General features: G+C 67.0%; 16 protein-coding genes. 12 read left to right on the top strand and 4 right to left on the bottom strand.

What is annotated here, in order from left to right; translation table 11 throughout:
• Window positions 1-140: 140 nt before the first annotated feature.
• From CCR98_RS11635 to CCR98_RS11595, 9 genes are all read left to right on the top strand, one after another.
• The gene (locus CCR98_RS11635; RefSeq protein ID WP_087922732.1) at window positions 141-644 is read left to right on the top strand and encodes an RNA polymerase sigma factor; all 504 of its coding nucleotides are present in this window, start codon (window positions 141-143) and stop codon (window positions 642-644) included.
• Between the two features lie 82 nt (window positions 645-726).
• Window positions 727-1683, top strand: coding sequence for a FecR domain-containing protein (locus CCR98_RS11630; RefSeq protein ID WP_087922731.1), 957 nt, complete (start codon window positions 727-729; stop codon window positions 1681-1683).
• Between the two features lie 182 nt (window positions 1684-1865).
• Complete coding sequence (locus CCR98_RS11625) at window positions 1866-4988, top strand: TonB-dependent receptor (RefSeq protein WP_087922730.1); 3123 nt, start codon at window positions 1866-1868, stop codon at window positions 4986-4988.
• Window positions 4989-5041: 53 nt separating this feature from the next.
• The gene (locus CCR98_RS11620; protein WP_087922729.1) at window positions 5042-5806 is read left to right on the top strand and encodes a Slam-dependent surface lipoprotein; all 765 of its coding nucleotides are present in this window, start codon (window positions 5042-5044) and stop codon (window positions 5804-5806) included.
• Between the two features lie 90 nt (window positions 5807-5896).
• Entirely contained in the window at window positions 5897-7351 is a 1455-nt protein-coding gene (locus CCR98_RS11615; RefSeq protein WP_087922728.1) for a porin family protein, read from the top strand.
• Between the two features lie 136 nt (window positions 7352-7487).
• Entirely contained in the window at window positions 7488-7892 is a 405-nt protein-coding gene (locus tag CCR98_RS11610; protein ID WP_087922727.1) for a response regulator, read from the top strand.
• A 9-nt stretch (window positions 7893-7901) separates the two neighbouring features.
• Window positions 7902-9488 carry a PAS domain-containing protein gene (locus CCR98_RS11605; RefSeq protein WP_087922726.1) on the top strand — a complete coding sequence of 529 codons (1587 nt, stop codon included), beginning with the start codon at window positions 7902-7904 and terminating at the stop codon, window positions 9486-9488.
• Between the two features lie 70 nt (window positions 9489-9558).
• Window positions 9559-9900: a type II toxin-antitoxin system prevent-host-death family antitoxin gene (locus CCR98_RS11600; RefSeq protein ID WP_014037381.1), complete on the top strand. Its 342-nt coding sequence runs from the start codon at window positions 9559-9561 to the stop codon at window positions 9898-9900.
• A 3-nt stretch (window positions 9901-9903) separates the two neighbouring features.
• Window positions 9904-10530, top strand: coding sequence for an AAA family ATPase (locus CCR98_RS11595; protein ID WP_087922725.1), 627 nt, complete (start codon window positions 9904-9906; stop codon window positions 10528-10530).
• Between the two features lie 91 nt (window positions 10531-10621).
• Here CCR98_RS11595 and proP read toward each other — a convergent pair whose 3' ends face one another.
• Both proP and CCR98_RS21395 read right to left on the bottom strand, forming a co-directional pair.
• A complete protein-coding gene (proP, locus tag CCR98_RS11590) occupies window positions 10622-12109 on the bottom strand; it encodes a glycine betaine/L-proline transporter ProP (RefSeq protein WP_087922724.1) in 1488 nt (495 codons plus the stop codon).
• Window positions 12110-12368: 259 nt separating this feature from the next.
• Window positions 12369-12497 carry a hypothetical protein gene (locus tag CCR98_RS21395; RefSeq protein ID WP_256202341.1) on the bottom strand — a complete coding sequence of 43 codons (129 nt, stop codon included), beginning with the start codon at window positions 12495-12497 and terminating at the stop codon, window positions 12369-12371.
• Window positions 12498-12679: 182 nt separating this feature from the next.
• Here CCR98_RS21395 and CCR98_RS11585 point away from each other — a divergent pair, with 182 nt between their 5' ends.
• On the top strand, window positions 12680-13096 hold the full coding sequence (locus tag CCR98_RS11585; RefSeq protein ID WP_014037377.1) for a host attachment family protein: 417 nt from the start codon (window positions 12680-12682) through the stop codon (window positions 13094-13096).
• 5 nt (window positions 13097-13101) lie between these two features.
• Window positions 13102-13425, top strand: a complete 324-nt coding sequence (locus tag CCR98_RS11580) for a thioredoxin family protein (protein ID WP_087922723.1) — start codon at window positions 13102-13104, stop codon at window positions 13423-13425.
• 17 nt (window positions 13426-13442) lie between these two features.
• On the opposite strand, the gene CCR98_RS11575 is transcribed toward CCR98_RS11580, so the two are convergent.
• Both CCR98_RS11575 and CCR98_RS11570 read right to left on the bottom strand, forming a co-directional pair.
• Complete coding sequence (locus CCR98_RS11575) at window positions 13443-14027, bottom strand: NUDIX hydrolase (RefSeq protein WP_087922722.1); 585 nt, start codon at window positions 14025-14027, stop codon at window positions 13443-13445.
• A gap of 121 nt (window positions 14028-14148) precedes the next feature.
• Window positions 14149-14391: a hypothetical protein gene (locus CCR98_RS11570; protein ID WP_087922721.1), complete on the bottom strand. Its 243-nt coding sequence runs from the start codon at window positions 14389-14391 to the stop codon at window positions 14149-14151.
• 461 nt (window positions 14392-14852) lie between these two features.
• Between CCR98_RS11570 and CCR98_RS11565 the strand changes: the two genes are divergently transcribed.
• Window positions 14853-17204, top strand: a complete 2352-nt coding sequence (locus CCR98_RS11565; RefSeq protein WP_087922720.1) for a GH92 family glycosyl hydrolase — start codon at window positions 14853-14855, stop codon at window positions 17202-17204.
• Window positions 17205-17216 lie beyond the last annotated feature (12 nt).

Raw genomic sequence — 17216 nt, 5'->3', positions numbered from 1 at the left:
TCACGAAATCTTCATAGGCCGAAGGTCCTGCTCCTGGCGACCTCGCTGAACAAGGGTGCGGTATCGCGGCGGGGCGCCTACAATCCGGGCTCGGACCGTCGCCATCACGCCCATCATTCCCCGGTCCGGCCTTGGCACCTATGTCTCCCAATGCCCTGGCGCTGGTCGAGCTGTTGATCCGCGAGCGCCGTGCGTTGTCTCGCTTCATCGCGCGCTACCTCGACCCGGCCAGTACCGAGGACACCCTGCAGAACCTGTACCTGAAGGCCAGCAGCGTGCCCGGTCATCCACCGATCCTGGAGCCGCGCGGCTATCTGTACCGGATGGCCTATCACCATGCGCTCAACCGCAGCCAGGCCGACGCCCGCGAGCGGCGCGCGATGGCCGAATACGCTACCGACATGGCCGAGGCGGGCCACGATGGCGAGGCGCAGGCGCTGGACCAGGCACAACTGCGCGAGATCACCCAGACCGTCCTCGCGCTGCCGGCGCAGGTCCGCGAGTGCTTCGTGCTCAACCGCTACCTGGGCCTGAGCGAACGCGAGATTGCCGCGCGCCTGGGAATCTCCAAGAGCCTGGTCGGCAAGCATGTGCTGCGCGCGGCGCTGTTGATCCAGCAGCATCAACAGGGAACGCGTCGATGACCGGCGTTTGCCGTGGGCAGATCGCGCCCGCCGTTGTCACAACAGGAAAGCGCACCCGTTCGCGGTGCGGCAGGCCACAACCATGACCACGTCCGAACCCTCGCCGCGTCAGGCCAGGCAGGCGTTGCGCTGGGTGATCCGGTGCAGTGCAGGCCCGCTGCCGGAACGCCAGCAACGAACCCTGCAGCGCTGGCTGCAGGCCGATCCGCGCCACGCGCTGGCCTGGCGCCAGCAGCAGGCGTTCTGGCAGGGGCTGGATGCCGCCGGGCCCGACGTGCTGGCGGCGCTGCCCGAGTTGACGGCTGATCGCCAAGGGCTGCGTCCGATCACGCCGCGCCGCCGCCTGCCGTGGCTGCTGGCCAGTGCTGCCGCGGTGGTGCTGATGGTTGCCGCTGCGCCGCACGCGCTGCTGCTTGCTCGCAGTGACCTGCGCAGCAGCGATGCGCCACGCGTGGTGCAGCTGGACGACGGCAGCACCGCCGTACTCGACGCCGGCACCGCACTGGCGATCGCGTTCGATGGCCAGCAGCGCCACCTGCACCTGCTGCGCGGCCAAGCCTGGTTCCAGGTAGCGCACGAGGCTCGCCCGTTCGAGGTCGAGGCGGCGGGCGGCCTGGTCCGTGACATCGGCACCGCTTTCAGCGTGTCGATGCTGGATACCACGGTCACCACCCAGGTCAGCGAAGGTGTGGTCGATGTGCGCCCGGGCGATGGCAGCGTGCAGCGCCTGCATGCCGGACAGGCACGCGTGTTCCGTGACGGGCGCTGGCTGCAGCCGGTGCAACTGGAAGATCCGGAGAACATGGCGCCATGGCGGCGTGGCGAGGTGGTGATCGATGATCAGCCGGCCGCGCAGGCCATCGCCGATCTGGCGCGCTACCGTCGTACGCCGGTCTGGGTACTGGGCGGGCAGGGTGCACGCGTGCGGGTCAGTGGCCTGTTCCATCTGCAGCAACCGGAGACCGCCATCGATGCGGTGGCCGCGCAGGCGGGACTGCGCGTGCAGCGGCTGCCTGGCGGCGCGATGGTGTTGTGGTGAGGTGCAGCCGGTTGACGGCAGAAAGCGCCGCATGAAAAAAACATGAAAAAACCGTGGGCACTCGCCGTGCCCCGTTGTCTATAGAGGTATAGCCAGAGCGAAACACCGTTTTTCCTCAAGCCAGACACACCACCGGCACCGGATGTGCCGATGGTCCCGCCCCGCTTGAGGAGTTCCTGTCCATGCCGTCCACGGCATCCGCCTGTCATCGCCGCGCCACTGTCCTGGCCCTGGCCATCTCCACCGCATTGCTGCCGCTGGCCTGGGTGCCGGCCGTGCGGGCGCAAACGGCGATCGTCGCGCCGTTGCGCCAGTACACCATTCCGGAACAGCCCCTTGCTGATGCTGTGCGTGCCTTTGGCCGCCAGGCCGATGTGCAGGTGGTGTTCCGCAGCGATCTGGTGGAAGGCCGTCGCTCCAGCGCGGTGAGCGGCGAGTACAGCCAGATGCAGGCCCTGCAGCAGCTGTTGCGTGGCAGCGGCGTGCGCGCGCAGCGTGGCATGGACGGCACCTGGAGCCTGCGTGCCGCAGCGGAGGCGGGTGAGGGGGAAGGGGTGCGGGTGACCGAGACGCTGGACGTGGCCGGTCGCCTGCAGTCGGAAGGGGGCGAGGCCCGCGATCGGCGCGGCTACGATGATGTGTTCGCGCTGGACCTGACCACGGCGTATTCGGGGCGCGACCGGGTGGAGCGCTACCGCGGCTCCAACCCGGCCGACGTGGTCAAGGATCTGGTCGGCGTGTTCAGTGGTGATGCGCGCAACAGCGGCGCGCTGGACATCAACATCCGCGGCATCCAGGGGCCGGGGCGGGTGCCGGTCAGCATCGACGGTGGCGAACAGGCGCTCACGGTCTGGCGCGGCTACAACGGCGTCAGCAACCGCAACTACATCGATCCCAACCTGATTGGTGGCATCCAGGTCATCAAGGGGCCAGGGCTGGTGCGCGATGTGCACAGCGGGATCGGTGGCGCGCTGGTGATCAAGACCATCGACGTCGATGACATCGTGGAGGCGGGTGAGCGCTTCGGCGGGGAGCTGAAGATCGAAGGCAGCAGCAATGCGGTGGCGCCGCGCCTGCCGCGGCTGCGCACCGGCGAGGACTACCGCACGGTGCCCGGATTCCCGCAGGGCTCGCCGAACTCGCCCTACGACGACCGCACCCTGGTGGTGCCGGTGAAATCACGCAGTGGCAACAACCCCTTCGATGGCGAAGACCAGGCGTGGCGCCTGGCGCTGGGCGCGCGTGGCGACAACGTCGACCTGATGGCCGCCTACGCCTGGCGCAAGCGCGGCAACTACTTCTCCGGCAGCAAGGGCAGCAGCTACTACGACCAGGACCGGCGCGAGCAGTTCGAGTACCAGGGCATCGACTACATCACCACGCTGGCGCGCTACTTCAAGCCGGGCGATGAAGTGCCCAATACCTCCAGCGAACAGGAGTCCTGGCTGGTCAAGGGCAGCTGGCAGATCAACGATGACCAGCAGTTGAAGGCGACCTGGCGGCGCACGCTGTCGCACTACGGCGAGATCATGCCGTCGCGCATCCTGTCGGCGCCGGATTATGGTCGCATCCAGTGGCCGCTCAGCCGGGTCGATTCCGATGCGTGGAACCTCGAGTACCGTTTCCAGCCCGTCGACAGTCGTTGGCTTGATCTGTACGCCAACCTGTGGCGCACCGAGACGGACAGCGACACCTACACCGCAGGTGGCTTCCCGAACTTCGCCCCCGGCAACCCGGACTGGAATGCCGGTGCCAGCCCGATCCTGCGCAACACCGCGCTGGCCAATGCGCGCAATGACCGCACCGGCCTGACCCTGAGCAACCGCTTCGCGCTGCATTCCACCCTGGACCTGACCGTGGGCGGCAACTGGCAGTACGAGAAGCTGGGTTCGCGCGACCCGTACTTCGGCACGACCGATGGATGGCGCATGTTTCCGCGTGCTGGCCGGCGCCAGGAGGGCGAAGGCTATCTCAACCTCGAATGGCGTCCGGTCGATTTCCTGACCCTCAACGCCGGCGTGCGCTACAGCCGCTACTGGGCCTTCGATGATTTCCTGCAGGCCCACCCGGAGCTGCTGACCAAGGGCGTGGGCAGCAAGGAGGCCACCTACCGGACGAATGAGCTGCCCGAGCGGCCGGCCAGCCTGCAGGCGGAGATCGATGCACTGGAGGCCGAACGCGAGTTCTGGGAGAGCATCGGCATGGGTTCGGTGATTGACGATGCACTGCATGGTCTGCTGGCGTACTACGAGACGCCGCAGGCGGTGGAACATCGGCTTCCGTGGTTGCCCGATGCCCACGGCAACTATGCCCGTGCGACCAACCCCTGTCTCAACGGCAAGGTGTCGGCGATACGCGGCGTGCTGCCGGTCTACCCCGGCAGCGACCTGGCCTGCACTATTGGCAACACCATGCAGTCGCGGCCGGTGGACGGGCGCAATGACCGCCGCCGCGATCACGCGTGGTTGCCCACGTTCTCGGCCACGGTGAACCTGTCCAGGGCCGCGCGCGTCTACCTGCGCTACAGCGAAGCAGTGCGCTTCCCCAGCATGTTCGAAAGCACCATCGCTTTCTCCAGCAGCCTCAACCCGCTGTACACGCTCAAGCCCGAGCATGCCTACAACTACGAGCTGGGCTACGTGCACAACCTGTCGGGCCTGTTCGGAAACACCGCCGATGCCGACGTCAAGCTGGCCTACTACGTGCACAAGACCCGCAACGTAATCGAGCGCGACGCCTACTTCCTGTTCGACAACATCGACAAGCAGACCATCCGCGGCATCGAACTGCAGGCACGCTTCGACAACCGGCGCTTCTTCACCGACCTGGGTATTTCGCGCACGCTGGAAAACGAGGTGTGCGACGAAAGCACGGCCGTGCTGCTGGACGCCAACCGTGGCCTGGTGCCGAACTGCGTGCAGGACGGCTTCGTCAGTGGCTACCTGCTGACGCAGGCAATTCCGAAGGTGTCGGTGAACCTGTCGCTCGGTACGCGCCTGTTCGATGAACGGTTGGAACTGGGCAGCCGCATCGTGCACTACCAGCGCCACGATAACCCCGATCTACAGGCCTACCGTGACCGGTTGCTGGCCGGTGGCAGCAGCCTGCTGTGGCAGAACGTGCCGTTCACCTGGGGCAACATCACCACCGTCGATGCATACGCGCGCTGGCGCTTCAACGAGCACGCCAGCGTCGAGCTGGTGGGCAGCAACCTCGGCAACCGCTACTACGTCGACCCGGCCACGCGCTCCACGCTGCCGGCGCCGGGCCGCACCCTCAAACTTGGCATCACCGCGCGCTTCTGACCTCCCGCTTTCAAGCGTTGTACCCGTAGTTCCCACAACCAAGGAGCAATACCATGAAGATGATCTCCCGTTCAGTGCTCGCCGTTGCTGCCACCCTTGCCCTGGCCGGCGCCGCGCATGCCGCTGACATCGTCGGCGCGGCCAGCCCGGTGACCGATGCCGAGCTGTACGTCGCCGTCGGCGAATCGCAGGTCAACGGTGGCCCGCACCAGGCAGGCAAGGCCGGTATCGGCGTCGGCACCGTCTCCAACGCCAAGCCGGTCGATTTCCAGGGCCTGAGCCTGTACTCGGGCACCACCACCGTCAATGGCACCGCCGTGCGCACCCTGGCCATGCCGATCACCGGCGCACCGGGCAGCCATGCCGGCATGGGCCACTTCAACTTCGTCAAGGTTGGCAGTGGTGACGTGTGGTTCGGCGAATGGTCCAAGGATGGCGCCGCCGGTGGCTTCAACAACCGCCAGGTCTACTTCGTCGGTGACCGTGCCGGCACCACGCTGCCGGCCGGCGTCGCCACCTACAGCGTCGCGGGCCTGAACAAGTTCAACGGCAGCAACCTGCTGTCCGGCACCTTCCGTGCGGACTTCGGCAGCGGCAAGCTGCTCGGCGGCCTGACCGGTGGTGGCCTGGCGATCAACGTCAACGCCAACATCAACAGCGCCAACGCTTCGTTCGCGGGTACCGCCACCGCCAACGGCAGCGTTGCCGGTGCCACCCAGGGCCAGTTCTTCGGCGCCAACGCCGCCACCCTGGCCGGTATCGCCACGTTCGCCGGCAACAGCCAGTACGACACCGCCTTCGGTGGCAGCAAGAACTGATCGCCACGCCCCTGACGGGGCAGGGCAGGGACAAGCCGCGATCCGCCAGTCCCTGCTTCGGCCCGCTGCATGCACCGCCACGGATCGACCATGCGCCACCCCATTTTCCTTGTGTTCCTGCTGCTGGTTGCCGCCGACGTGCGCGCCCAGCAGGACGATCTGCGCCGCGTGCTTGAACAGGGCACCGAACGGCGCCACCAGCAGCAGGACCAGCAGCGCCTGCAGCAGGCCGAATCGCATCGGCCGACGCTCACCATCGATGGCCAGACCGTGCGGGTGGAGCGCACCGTGGATGATCTCGGCCAGGCGCTGTACCTGTCGTTGCAGCACCAGCAGTGGCCAGCCGCTGCGGCGTTCCTCGCCGAATACATCGAGCTTCCGGGGCACGATCCGCTGCTGCGCCACTACGCGCAGGGTGCGTTGGCTCGCGTGGCCGGCGACCATTCGCGCGCCGCACAGGAGTACGAAGCACTGCTTGCAGCGCAGCCGGACTTCCTGCCCGCCCGCCTTGAACTGGCGCGTGTCTATGCCGAAGACCAGCGCGACCGCGATGCGGTGGCATTGTTCGGTGCAATCAAGGCCGGTATCGACAGCAACGATCCGGCCACCGCGGGCGTGCGCGCACGGGTGGACAGCTATCTTGACGCGTTGCAGGCACGCAGGCGCTGGAAGGGTGCGATCGCCGCTGGGCCTGCATGGAGCGACAACATCAACCGCAGTTCGGCCAGCCGCACCTGCCTGTTCGGCGTGGGCGACGCCTGCATCATCGAACGGAAACTGCCCGACGCCCAGCGCGCGGCGGGCCTCGACTACGACGCCAGCCTGGAACGGCGCTGGGTGCTCGGCGGGCATCATGGGCTGTACGTGCGCGGTCTCGCCTTCGGTCAGGCATGGCGCGGGCACAGTGCCTACAACGAGCTCAATGCCAGCGTGCAGGCGGGTTACAGCTGGCGCAGTACACGGCACACCCTGCAGCTGGCGCCGAGCTATGACTACCAGGCGCTGGGCAACCACGCCCTGCAGGGCGGCAGTGGCGTGCACGGCGAATGGCAGTACGCCTTGGACGCGCGCAGTCTGCTCAAGCTGGAGGCCGACTGGAAACGCCAGCGCTACCGGCGGCCGGGCCTGGCCGACAACTACGATGGCGAACTGGCGGCGCTGTATGCCACCTGGTTCCGCGCGCTCAACCCGCGCTGGACCCTGTTCGCGGGCGTGGACCTGGCCGACAGCAGCGCAGCCGACCCGGCCAATGGCTACCGCCAGCGCGGCCTGCGGCTGGGTGCGGCACGGCAATGGAATGGCACCACGGCCACCGTATTCGTGTCGCTGCGCCATCGCGACTACGACGCCTGGAGTCCGCTGCTGGAGGCGCGCAGGCAGGACGACGAACAGAACCTGATCGCCATCGTGCGCAGCGAGCGTCTGGCCGTGGCTGGGCTGGTGCCCAGCCTGAGCCTGCGCTACGCCCGCATCGACAGCAACGTCGGTTGGCTGTACAGCCACGACCGCAGCCTGCTCAGCCTCAAATGGGAGCGAGCGTTCTGAACGCGCCGCTGCAATGCCGGAGTGCACGGGCCGTGGCCGCGACCTTCATCGATCATCACGCGCCCTTGTAGCCCGGTTCGCGCATCCTGCGGGCGTTGCGGCAGAGGTGGGCCGCGTGTATCGAGGAGCGCCGGTCGTGCTGGAAGCGGGCAATAAACCAGAGGGCCTGAAAGGGCTGAGAGTGCTGGTGGCGGAGGATGAATTCGCCATCGCGATGTTCCTGGTGGACTACCTGGAGCTGAAGGGCGCGCAGGTGGTGGGGCCGGCCGGCGACCTGCAGGCGCTCGGTCGGCTGGTGGATGACAATCCCATCGATGTGGCGCTGCTGGACATCAACCTGGGCGGCGAGCAGGTGTACCCGCTGGCCGATCGCCTGGCCGAGGCGGGCACCCCGTTCATGCTGACCTCCGGCTACGACGACAATCTACCCAGCCGCTTTGCCAGCGCGCCCCGCTGCACCAAGCCCTATCACATCGAGTCCCTGGTCCAGCAGCTGGCGGGGCTGGTGGCGACGCCGCAGGCCTCTGCGGGCATCGCCTGATTGCGCGGCATGTCGCGCCGCATTGAAGGCCTGCAAGCCGTCGGCCCTCGGGGCACCATGCCGCCCGCATCGCACCTGCAGGCGCGCCACGATGGCATGGCTGCCCGCATCGCCCGCCATGACTGGGCATCCACCCCGCTGGGCGCGGTGGAACGATGGCCGCCGCACCTGCGGGCCACGGTTGACCTGATGCTGGCCCACGGCTTCCCGATGATCGTGCTGTGGGGCGAACAGCTGGTGCAGCTCTACAACGATGGCTATGCCGAGATCCTGGCCGACAAGCATCCTGGCGGACTCGGCCAGCCGACCCGCGAGTGCTGGCCCGAGGTATGGCACATCAACGGGCCGATCTACCAGCGGGTCTGGCAGGGCGAGACCATCACCTATGAGGACAAGCTCTATCCGCTGGCGCGACGGGGGCGGTTGGAGGACGTCTGGTTCACCATCACCTATAGCCCCATCTGCGGAGAGGAAGGCCGCATCAACGGCGTGCTGGTGACCATGTTCGAGACCACCGCGGCGCACGTTGCGCAGGCGGCCCGCGAGCGCGAGGAGCGCAAGCGCCGCGAGAGCGAGCGCCGGCTGGCGCTGGCATTCAAGGTGCTGCCGGTCGGAGTCTGCATTGTTGACGCCGAAGGCCGCCTGCAGCTGTCCAATGATCAGATGCGTGCGTACCTGCCCAGTGGCAAGGTGCCCTCGACCGATGCAGAGAACCTGCATCGCTGGCGTGGCTGGCATGCGGACGGTTCGGCCATCGGGCCCGAGGACTTCGCCATCGCCCGGGCGTTGCGGGGCGAGACGGTGGTTCCGGGCCTCGAGTTCCAGTTCACCCATGATGACGGTCGCGCACGCTGGACACGCATCGCGGCCGCGCCACTGCGCGATGCAGACGGCGAGGTGACCGGCGTGTTCGCCATCGCCGTGGACATCGACGACCTCAAGCGCGCCACCGAGCGCCAGTCGGTGCTGCTGGCCGAGCTGCAGCATCGGGTCCGCAACATCATGTCCACCATCCATGCCATTGCCTGGCGCACCCGCGTATCGGTCGGCAGCGTGGACGAGTATGCCGAGCGCCTGTGCGGTCGGTTGATGTCGCTGGCACGCACGCAGAGCCTACTGACCCGCGGCGCCAATGCCGGGGTCTGCCTGCGCGGCATGCTCGACGAGGAGATCGCGGCGCAGGCACCGGCGGTGGCCGCCTATCACCTGCAGGGCGAGGATGTGCTGTTGCCACCCAAGGCGGCCGAAGTGCTGTCGCTGGCCATCCATGAGCTGGCCACCAACGCGCTCCGGCATGGCGCGCTCACCCACGAGGACGGCCGGATCGACGTCCGCTGGCACCTGCAGGTGCAGGACGGGCAGCCGTGGCTGGGCCTGCACTGGTGCGAGCGCCATGCAGAGGTGGAGGGCTGGGAGATGCCGCGCCAGCGCGGCCTGGGCCGGGTCCTGATCGAGCAGCGGGTGCCCTATGAACTGGCCGGCAGTGGCGAGCTGCGCTTTGCCCCGCAGGGGCTGGACGCCTGGATCCGCTTCCCGCTGCGCGAGCGCGACAGCCTGCTGCAGACCGACGCCCCGGACACCGCCCCCCTGGGATGAAGGGGGATTTATCCCCAATTTGGCCAATTTGGGTATAGTGGCGGTCATCCACCCTGCCTGGAGCCGTGCCATGACCCTGCCGCTGGATCTGCCTGGCCTCGAGAAGGCCCCGGCCTCGTCGGTGAAGACCCGGGGCTGGCCGAGCCTGATGCGCACCGTGCGCGAGAAGCAGGCGCTGGTCATCACCAACCACAATCACCCGGAAGCGGTGATCGTGGACATCCGCACCTACCAGGAACTGCTGGCCAAGGCCGCTGGCGGCGACGCCGGTGAGCGCAACGAGGAACTGCAGCGCCTGCGCAGCGAGTTTGACCAGACCCTGGCCGGGCTGCAGCGCGGTGAAGGGCTGGGCAAGGTGCTGGGCCAGCCGATCCGGCGCGGCCGCAAGGTCACCCTCGGCCGTCCGCTCTGATCGATGGGACGCATCCTGGCGCTGGCCGGTGTCAATGGCGCCGGCAAGAGTTCGCTGCTGGGCACCTGGCTGGACGCCGAAGGGCTGAGCTGGTTCAACCCGGATTCCTTCACCCGCCGCCTGGTCGACGCCGGCTGGCCGCTGCCGGAGGCCAACGCCGAGGCCTGGCAGGAAGGCACCCGCCGCCTGCGCCAGGCCATGGCCGACGGCACCGACTTCGCCTTCGAGACCACACTCGGTGGCAACACCATCCCGCGCCTGCTGCGTGAGGCCTGCGAACGGCATCAGGTGGCGATCTGGTTCTGCGGGCTGGCCGACGTCGAGCTGCACGTCGCCCGTGTTGCCGCGCGCGTGGCGGCCGGTGGCCACGATATCCCCGTGGAGAAGATCCACGCGCGTTTCGACTCCGCGCGCGCGAACCTGCTGGAACTGCTGCCGTACCTGGCCGAGCTGCATGTCTACGACAACAGTGCACCAGCCGACGCGCAGGGCGGCGTGGTGCCGCTGCCGGTATTGGCCATGGCTGCGGGTGAACTGCAGTACCCGGTTGCGGTAGCCGACCTGTTGCACACGCCGGGCTGGGCCAAGCCCATCGTGATGCGCGCGATGGAGTTGAACACATCCGGGTAGCGCCGGGCCATGCCCGGCGGAAGGCGCACATCGCGCGAAATGCCGCCGGGCATGGCCCGGCGTTACCCGTTCGGCGGATCCACGGCGGGCCTCAGGCCGGTTTCACCTGCTCGGGTTCCGCAACGTCCGGCAGCGGTGGCAGGTTCGGGTCCACCGTCACCGGTGCATCGCTCATCAACAGCGCAGCGGCTTCCTTCCTGCAGCCGACGGCCGGCGGTGAACCGCGCAGCGGCAGGCCGGCGGTTTCCTTCACGAACAGCATGGTCACCAGGCCGATCACCGCCGCGCCCATCAGGTAATAGGCCGGCACCAGCGGGTCCCCGGTGCGTTCCACCAGCCACGCGGTCACCAGTGGCGTGGTGCCACCGAACAGCGACACCGACACATTGAAGGCGATCGACAGCGCGCTGTAGCGCACCGGGGTGTAGAACAGCGCCGGCAGCGTGGATGGCATCGAACTGGTAAAGCACACCAGCGCCAACCCCAGCAGCATCAGGCCGAGGAAGATCAGCCCGTCGTTGCCGCTGCCGACCAGCAGCAGGCACGGCACCGCCAGCACCAGCAGCGCGATGCAGGCACCGATGATCATCGGGCGGCGGCCCAGCTTGTCACTGAACAATCCGCCGACGATGTTCAGCGGCATCATCACCAGCATCACGATGATGATCAGCAGCAGGCCCTTGCTCTCTGCGTAGCCCATGGTGACGCTGAGGTAGCTGGGCATGTAGGTCAGCAGCATGTAGTCGGTGACGTTGAACACCAGCACCAGGCCCATGCATACCAGCAGCTGTCGGCCGTGTACCTGGAACAGCGCGCCCAGCCCGGGCCGGTCGTGCTCGCGCTTCTCGGCTTCTTCGGCGAAGGCACGGAATGCCGGGGTTTCCTCCAGTTTCATGCGCATGTACAGGCCGAGCAGGCCCAGCGGGCCGGCCACCAGGAACGGAATGCGCCAGCCCCAGTCCAGCATCTGCTCGCTGCTCAACAGCATGTGCAGCGCGGTGACGGTACCGGCGCCGGCGATGTAGCCGCCCAGCGTGCCGAACTCCAGCCAGCTGCCCATCAGGCCGCGGTTGCGGTCGGTGGAATACTCGGCGATGAAGGTGGCCGCGCCGCCATACTCGCCACCGGTGGAGAAACCCTGCACCACGCGCGCCAGCAGCAGCAACACCGGCGCCCAGATGCCGATGCGTTCGTAGGCGGGAATCAGGCCGATCGCAAAGGTGCCCAGCGCCATCAGGATCATGGTGAACGCCAACACTTTCTGGCGGCCATAGCGATCACCCAGCGGGCCGAACACCAGGCCGCCAAGGGGGCGCACCAGGAAGGCCACGGTGAAGGTGGCGAAGGCCGCGATCACCTGGGCGGTGGGATTGCTGGACGGGAAGAACACCTGGCCGATGGTGACGGCGAGATAGCCGTAGACACCGAAGTCGAACCACTCCATGGCATTGCCGAGGGCAGCGGCGCCGACGGCACGCTTGAGCATGGGCTTGTCGACGACGGTGATCTCATCGACCTTCAGGTGGCGGCGGCGTTTGAACCAGCCGAAATGGGCATGTGCATCGGGGGTGTCCTGCATGGGGGCTCCCTTGTGGGTAGAAGAGGGGAAATGAGCGGTGAGACAGGTCCCGGAAATCGGAAACGGCGATGCAGGCGCAGGGGGCGCAGGGGCATCGGTGAGTGGCGTGGGGCCGGGGAATGTGTGCAGGCGCAACGCCACGCGCACGGCAAAGCACCGCCGCAACGGCGGAAACGCGGCAACGCAATCACAGCGGCCGCGCAGTCAGCGGCCGGGGGTCACAGCAGCGTAGGGAATGCAGGCAGCGGGCCTGCGGGCGTCATCCGCCGGGATCCAGCGCGAGGCGATGGAAATGCAGGGCGGGAGCATTCGTGGCAAGCGAAGCGCCGGTCGGCAGTGCTTCCCACGTAACAGGTGCGCCCGTCACGTAGTGGGTCGTGTCGATCATCCGTTCATCATAGCGGCATCGGCGTGAGCATGCAGCGAAGCGGACTGATCTGCACGCTGTGTTCCATCGCGCCTGTTCATGCGCGAATGCAACGCAATGACATGTGTTGAACGAAGTCTGGCCGCAGCGCTCACACCGTGCTGTCTACGGTGGCGGTGAACGCAATCGAGAAGGAGCCCTGCATGACCCGTCGCATTCCCGAAGGTACGCTGATCATCGTCGCCGATGGTGGTTCGGCCCGCGTGTTCACCAACGTCGGCAGCGAACATCAGCTTGCCCTGAAGCAGGAGGGCGAACTGCGCCTGCAGGACATCAGCGAACAGGGTGTATCCGGGCAGGGGCCGGCCGGTGCGGTGCCCAAGGACATGTCCATCTCCCAGCTCAACGAGGCGACGTTCGCCAAGCAGGTGGCCGAGCAGCTCAACGAAGATGCACTGAACAACCGCTATGCGCACCTGGTGCTGGTGGCCGACCCGACCACGCTGGGGCGCATCCGGCCGCTGCTGCACAAGGAAGTCCAGGCGCGATTGCTGGGCGATATCGCCAAGGACCTGACCAACGCACCGTTGGCGGATATCCAGAAGGCGTTGGCGGCGTAGCGCGCATGCCTTTCATGCGTGATCACCTGTCGGTGGAGCCGGCCCGCGCGGATGTGGAAGCACAGGCGGGCTGGCAGCTGCTGGAGTTCGGAGCGCCCTGGTGTGGACATTGCCAAGCGGCGCAGCCTGCACTGCAGGCATTCGTGGATGCCAACGATCTGGTGCACTGGAAGATCGAGGATGGCAAAGGGCGGCCACTGGGGCGTGCATTCAAGGTAAAGCTGTGGCCCACCGTGGTGCTGCTGCATGACGGGCAGGAAGTGGCGCGGGTGGTGAGGCCCGTGGACCGTGCCGACCTGGCAACGCTGCAGGCGGCGCTGCCGGGGTGAGCGCGGCCATGCGCGCGTCAACGCAAAGGGTAGAAAGGTTCGATCAGCTCGGTGCCGGTCGCCTCATCGCCCTTGAACGACAACTCGAAGGCGCCGCCCCACAGCGTTCCAGGATGGTCGAGCACCTGCAGGGTTTCCATGCGCAGGGCCTGCATGCCGATCAGTGCGGCGGCCTCGTCGCGGGTCACCCACCGGTACGCCTTTTCCGCGCTCCTGGCCGGGGGCTGCCCGGCGCGCAGTTCGGCACGATAGTGCTGGCGGAACGACACTGCGTCGTGCGCGGGGTCCGGCGGGTCTTCGTTGAAGCGATAGCTGTAAATCGCTGCCAGCTTCATCGGCGAAACCTGCAGGCCGAGATCTGCTGAAAGCTGCCGCAATGCCTCCTGGATGCTCTGCTTGCGGTTGGCCCGCACCGCAGGCGTCATCCAGCCGCTACGGTTGTGCTCCAGCAGCAGGCGGCCCTGCTCGTCGGTGACCAGCAGGCGCAGGACGGTGTAGTCGTCTTGTGCGGGCCGTGCGGCGACGGGTGCCGCCGCGTGGGCGGCCAGTGCGGTACCGGACAGGCTTGCGATCACCAGCCATCGTGCGGCGCGGGCGCCCATGTGTGCTCTCCCAGGTGTGGGCGCAGGGTAGGGCGGGCCGGGGCGCGCAGCAAGTGCCGCGTGAGGTCGCCGCGCGCTGGACCTGCAGCCCGGGCCCAGCGGGGCTCGGCTGCTGTGCGACCTAGTGGTAGGTCACCTTCTCCGCCTCCTCGCGCAGCGCCCGCAGCAGGCATCGCCCATGCTGGCTCAGCATGACCATCGCATTGGCGATCTGCTTGGCGTTGTAGCCCATGGGCGCGGGTGGCTTCGGCTCGGGGCCGTACTGTTCGCCGATGAGGATGGCCATGCCTTCGGCACTGTTGAGCGCATGTTCAATGCGCTGGAACAGCGACTCCATGGCCGGGCTGAGCGGACGTTGGGTCATGCGGGAACTCCTTGGGAAGCGAGGGCCACCGCAAGGGTGGCGGGCGATGCGTGCTTGGAACTCCCGGAAGGAACAGAGAAAACCGGAGGGCCTGACGGCCACACGCAGCGCCCGCCGCAGTTACGACGAGCTATCTCTGTCCTTCTTTTCGGGGGTTCCAATCCCGGCAGCGGTATGTCCGCTGCGGCGCCATCCTGGGCAGGCCATGGCCCTGTGCGCCAATTGATGGTTTGTTTCGTTCTCCACTATTCCCAAGGCGTGGTCTTTCAGCGGTGCATGTATGGACATTCGTTGGCGCATAGGCACCGATCAGGAAGAGGGGAACGGGAAGGCTAAGAGGTGATTCGGTGCGCGGCCATGCAATTACCTGCAATCCATCGTGCCGGTCCCGACGACTGCACTGCAGCATGCGACACGGCAGGCCCGGTGCTAGCATCCGGCTACCACCTGAATCGATCCAAATGCCGATGCCCACGCTGGACCGTCGTCTCCTGATCGCCTTCGCCGCGACCGCCATGCTCGCCTCTGGTGCGGCGCTGGCAGCCCCCCCAAAGACCGCCGCAGAACGCGCCTACGCCTCGGTGGACCCCTTCATCGGCACCGGTGGCGAGGGCCATACCTACCCGGGTGCCACAGTGCCGTTCGGCATGGTCCAGCTCAGCCCGGATACGCGCATCCAGCCGCGCGAGAAGGCGTATGGCTGGGCGGCCGGCTACCGCTACGACGACAGCAGCATCGTCGGCTTCTCGCATACGCATTTTTCCGGCACCGGTCATTCGGACCTGGGCGACATCCTGCTGATGCCGTTCACCGGCACTCCCGGCCTGGAGCGCGGTGATCCGGAAAAGCCGCGCAGCAGTTATGCATCGCGCTTCCGCCACGCTGACGAGAAGGCCGAGCCGGGCTACTACGCGGTCACCCTGGACGACTACAAGGTGCGTGCTGAGCTGACCACCAGTACCCGCGTGGGCGTGCATCGTTATGCCTTCCCCAAGGGCACCGACGCCAAGGTGCTGCTGGACATGCGTACCAGCATGTACGACTACCCGGGCAAGGTGCTGTGGTCGCGGGTGCGGGTGCGCGCCGACGGTACGGTGACCGGCTTCCGCGAGACGCGCGGCTGGGCGCCGGGCCGCCAGCTGTATTTCGCGATGCGTTTCTCGCGCCCGTTGGCCGGGCACGAGCTGCACAACACCGAGCAGGACATCGTCTACAAGGGCTTCCCCCCGCCGGGTGAGAAGGATCCCGCGCAGCGTGCGCAGATCGAAGGCCGCCAGCTGGTCGGTACCTTCGCATTCGGCAAGCTGGACGCACCACTGGTGGTCAAGGTGGCGATCTCGCCGGTCAGCGAAGCCGGTGCCATCGCCAACCTCGACGCGGAAGTGGCGGACTTCGATTTTGACCGCGTTCGCGCGCAGGCAAAGCAGGAATGGACGCAGGCGCTGTCGGTGCTCGATATCGATGCGCCGGAACATGCGCGACGCAGCGCTTATACCGCGCTGTACCACACGATGCTGGGGCCGACGCTGTTCATGGATGCCGACGGCCAGTACCGCGGCTCGGACAATGCCGTGCACCAGGCCAAGGGCTACACCAACTACTCCACCTTCTCGCTGTGGGATACGTACCGTGCGTTGCACCCGTTGCTGACGCTGGTGCAGCCGGAGAAGCGCAACAGCGACTTCGTCAATTCGATGCTGGCCCACCATGAGCACAGCCCCTACGGCATGCTGCCGGTGTGGTCGTTCCATGGCCTGGAAGACTGGTGCATGATCGGCTACCACGCCGTGCCGGTGATCGCCGATGCCTACGTGAAGGGCATCCGTGGCTTCGACGCCGACAAGGCATTGAAGGCGATGGTCGAGACCGCCAACTACGGCCCCTACGACGGCATCGCGCAGTACCGCGAGCTGGGCTACGTGCCGATCGACGAGGAAGGCGAGGCGGCCAGCAAGACGCTGGAGTACGCCTTCGATGATTGGACCATCGCACGCATGGCGCAGGCGATGGGCAAGGCCGATATCGCGGCGACCTTCGACAAGCGTGCCGGGAACTGGCGCAACGCGTTCGACAAGGACACCGGCTTCATGCGCGCGCGCAAGCGTGATGGCAGCTTCCGCACGCCATTCGATCCCAGCGCCAGTGGTTACGGCACCGACTACACCGAAGGCAATGCCTGGCAGTATTCGTGGTACGTGCCGCAGGACGTTGCCGGCCTGGCCACCGCGCACGGTGGCAGCGACAAGCTGCTCGCGCGCCTGGACGAGGTGTTCAACGCCAAGGTCGATCCGTCCATCTTCGAGCACATGGAAGACATCACCGGCCTGATCGGCTGGTATGCGCACGGCAATGAGCCCAGCCATCACGTGGCCTACCTGTACTCGTATGCCGGCCAGCCGTGGCGCACCCAGGCGCGGTTGAAGCAGATCATGGATACCCAGTATGCCGACCGCCCCGATGGCCTGGCCGGCAACGATGACGTCGGCCAGATGTCGGCGTGGTACGTGTTCACCGCGCTGGGCTTCTACCCGGTGGCACCGGGTTCGGGCGAGTACATCCTGGGTCGTCCGTTCCTGCCGAAGACCGCGATGCGTCTTCCGAACGGCAAGACGTTCACCATCGTGGCCGAGGGGCTGGATGACAAGCACACCTATGTGGGCAGCGTGAGCCTCAACGGCAGGCCGTTGCAGCGCACCTTCCTGCGTCATGATGAGATCCTCGCCGGCGGCGAGCTGCGCTTCCGCATGCAGGCCGAGCCGAACAAGGACTGGCCGGGGCAGGGCGCGCAGGCGCCGTATTCGATGAGCCGGTGATGCTTAGTAGGT

Source organism: Stenotrophomonas sp. WZN-1, from assembly GCF_002192255.1.
In the GTDB taxonomy this organism is placed as follows: Bacteria; Pseudomonadota; Gammaproteobacteria; order Xanthomonadales; family Xanthomonadaceae; genus Stenotrophomonas.
Note: the sequence above shows the minus strand (reverse complement) of the source record. Positions and strands in the feature narration are given on the sequence as shown.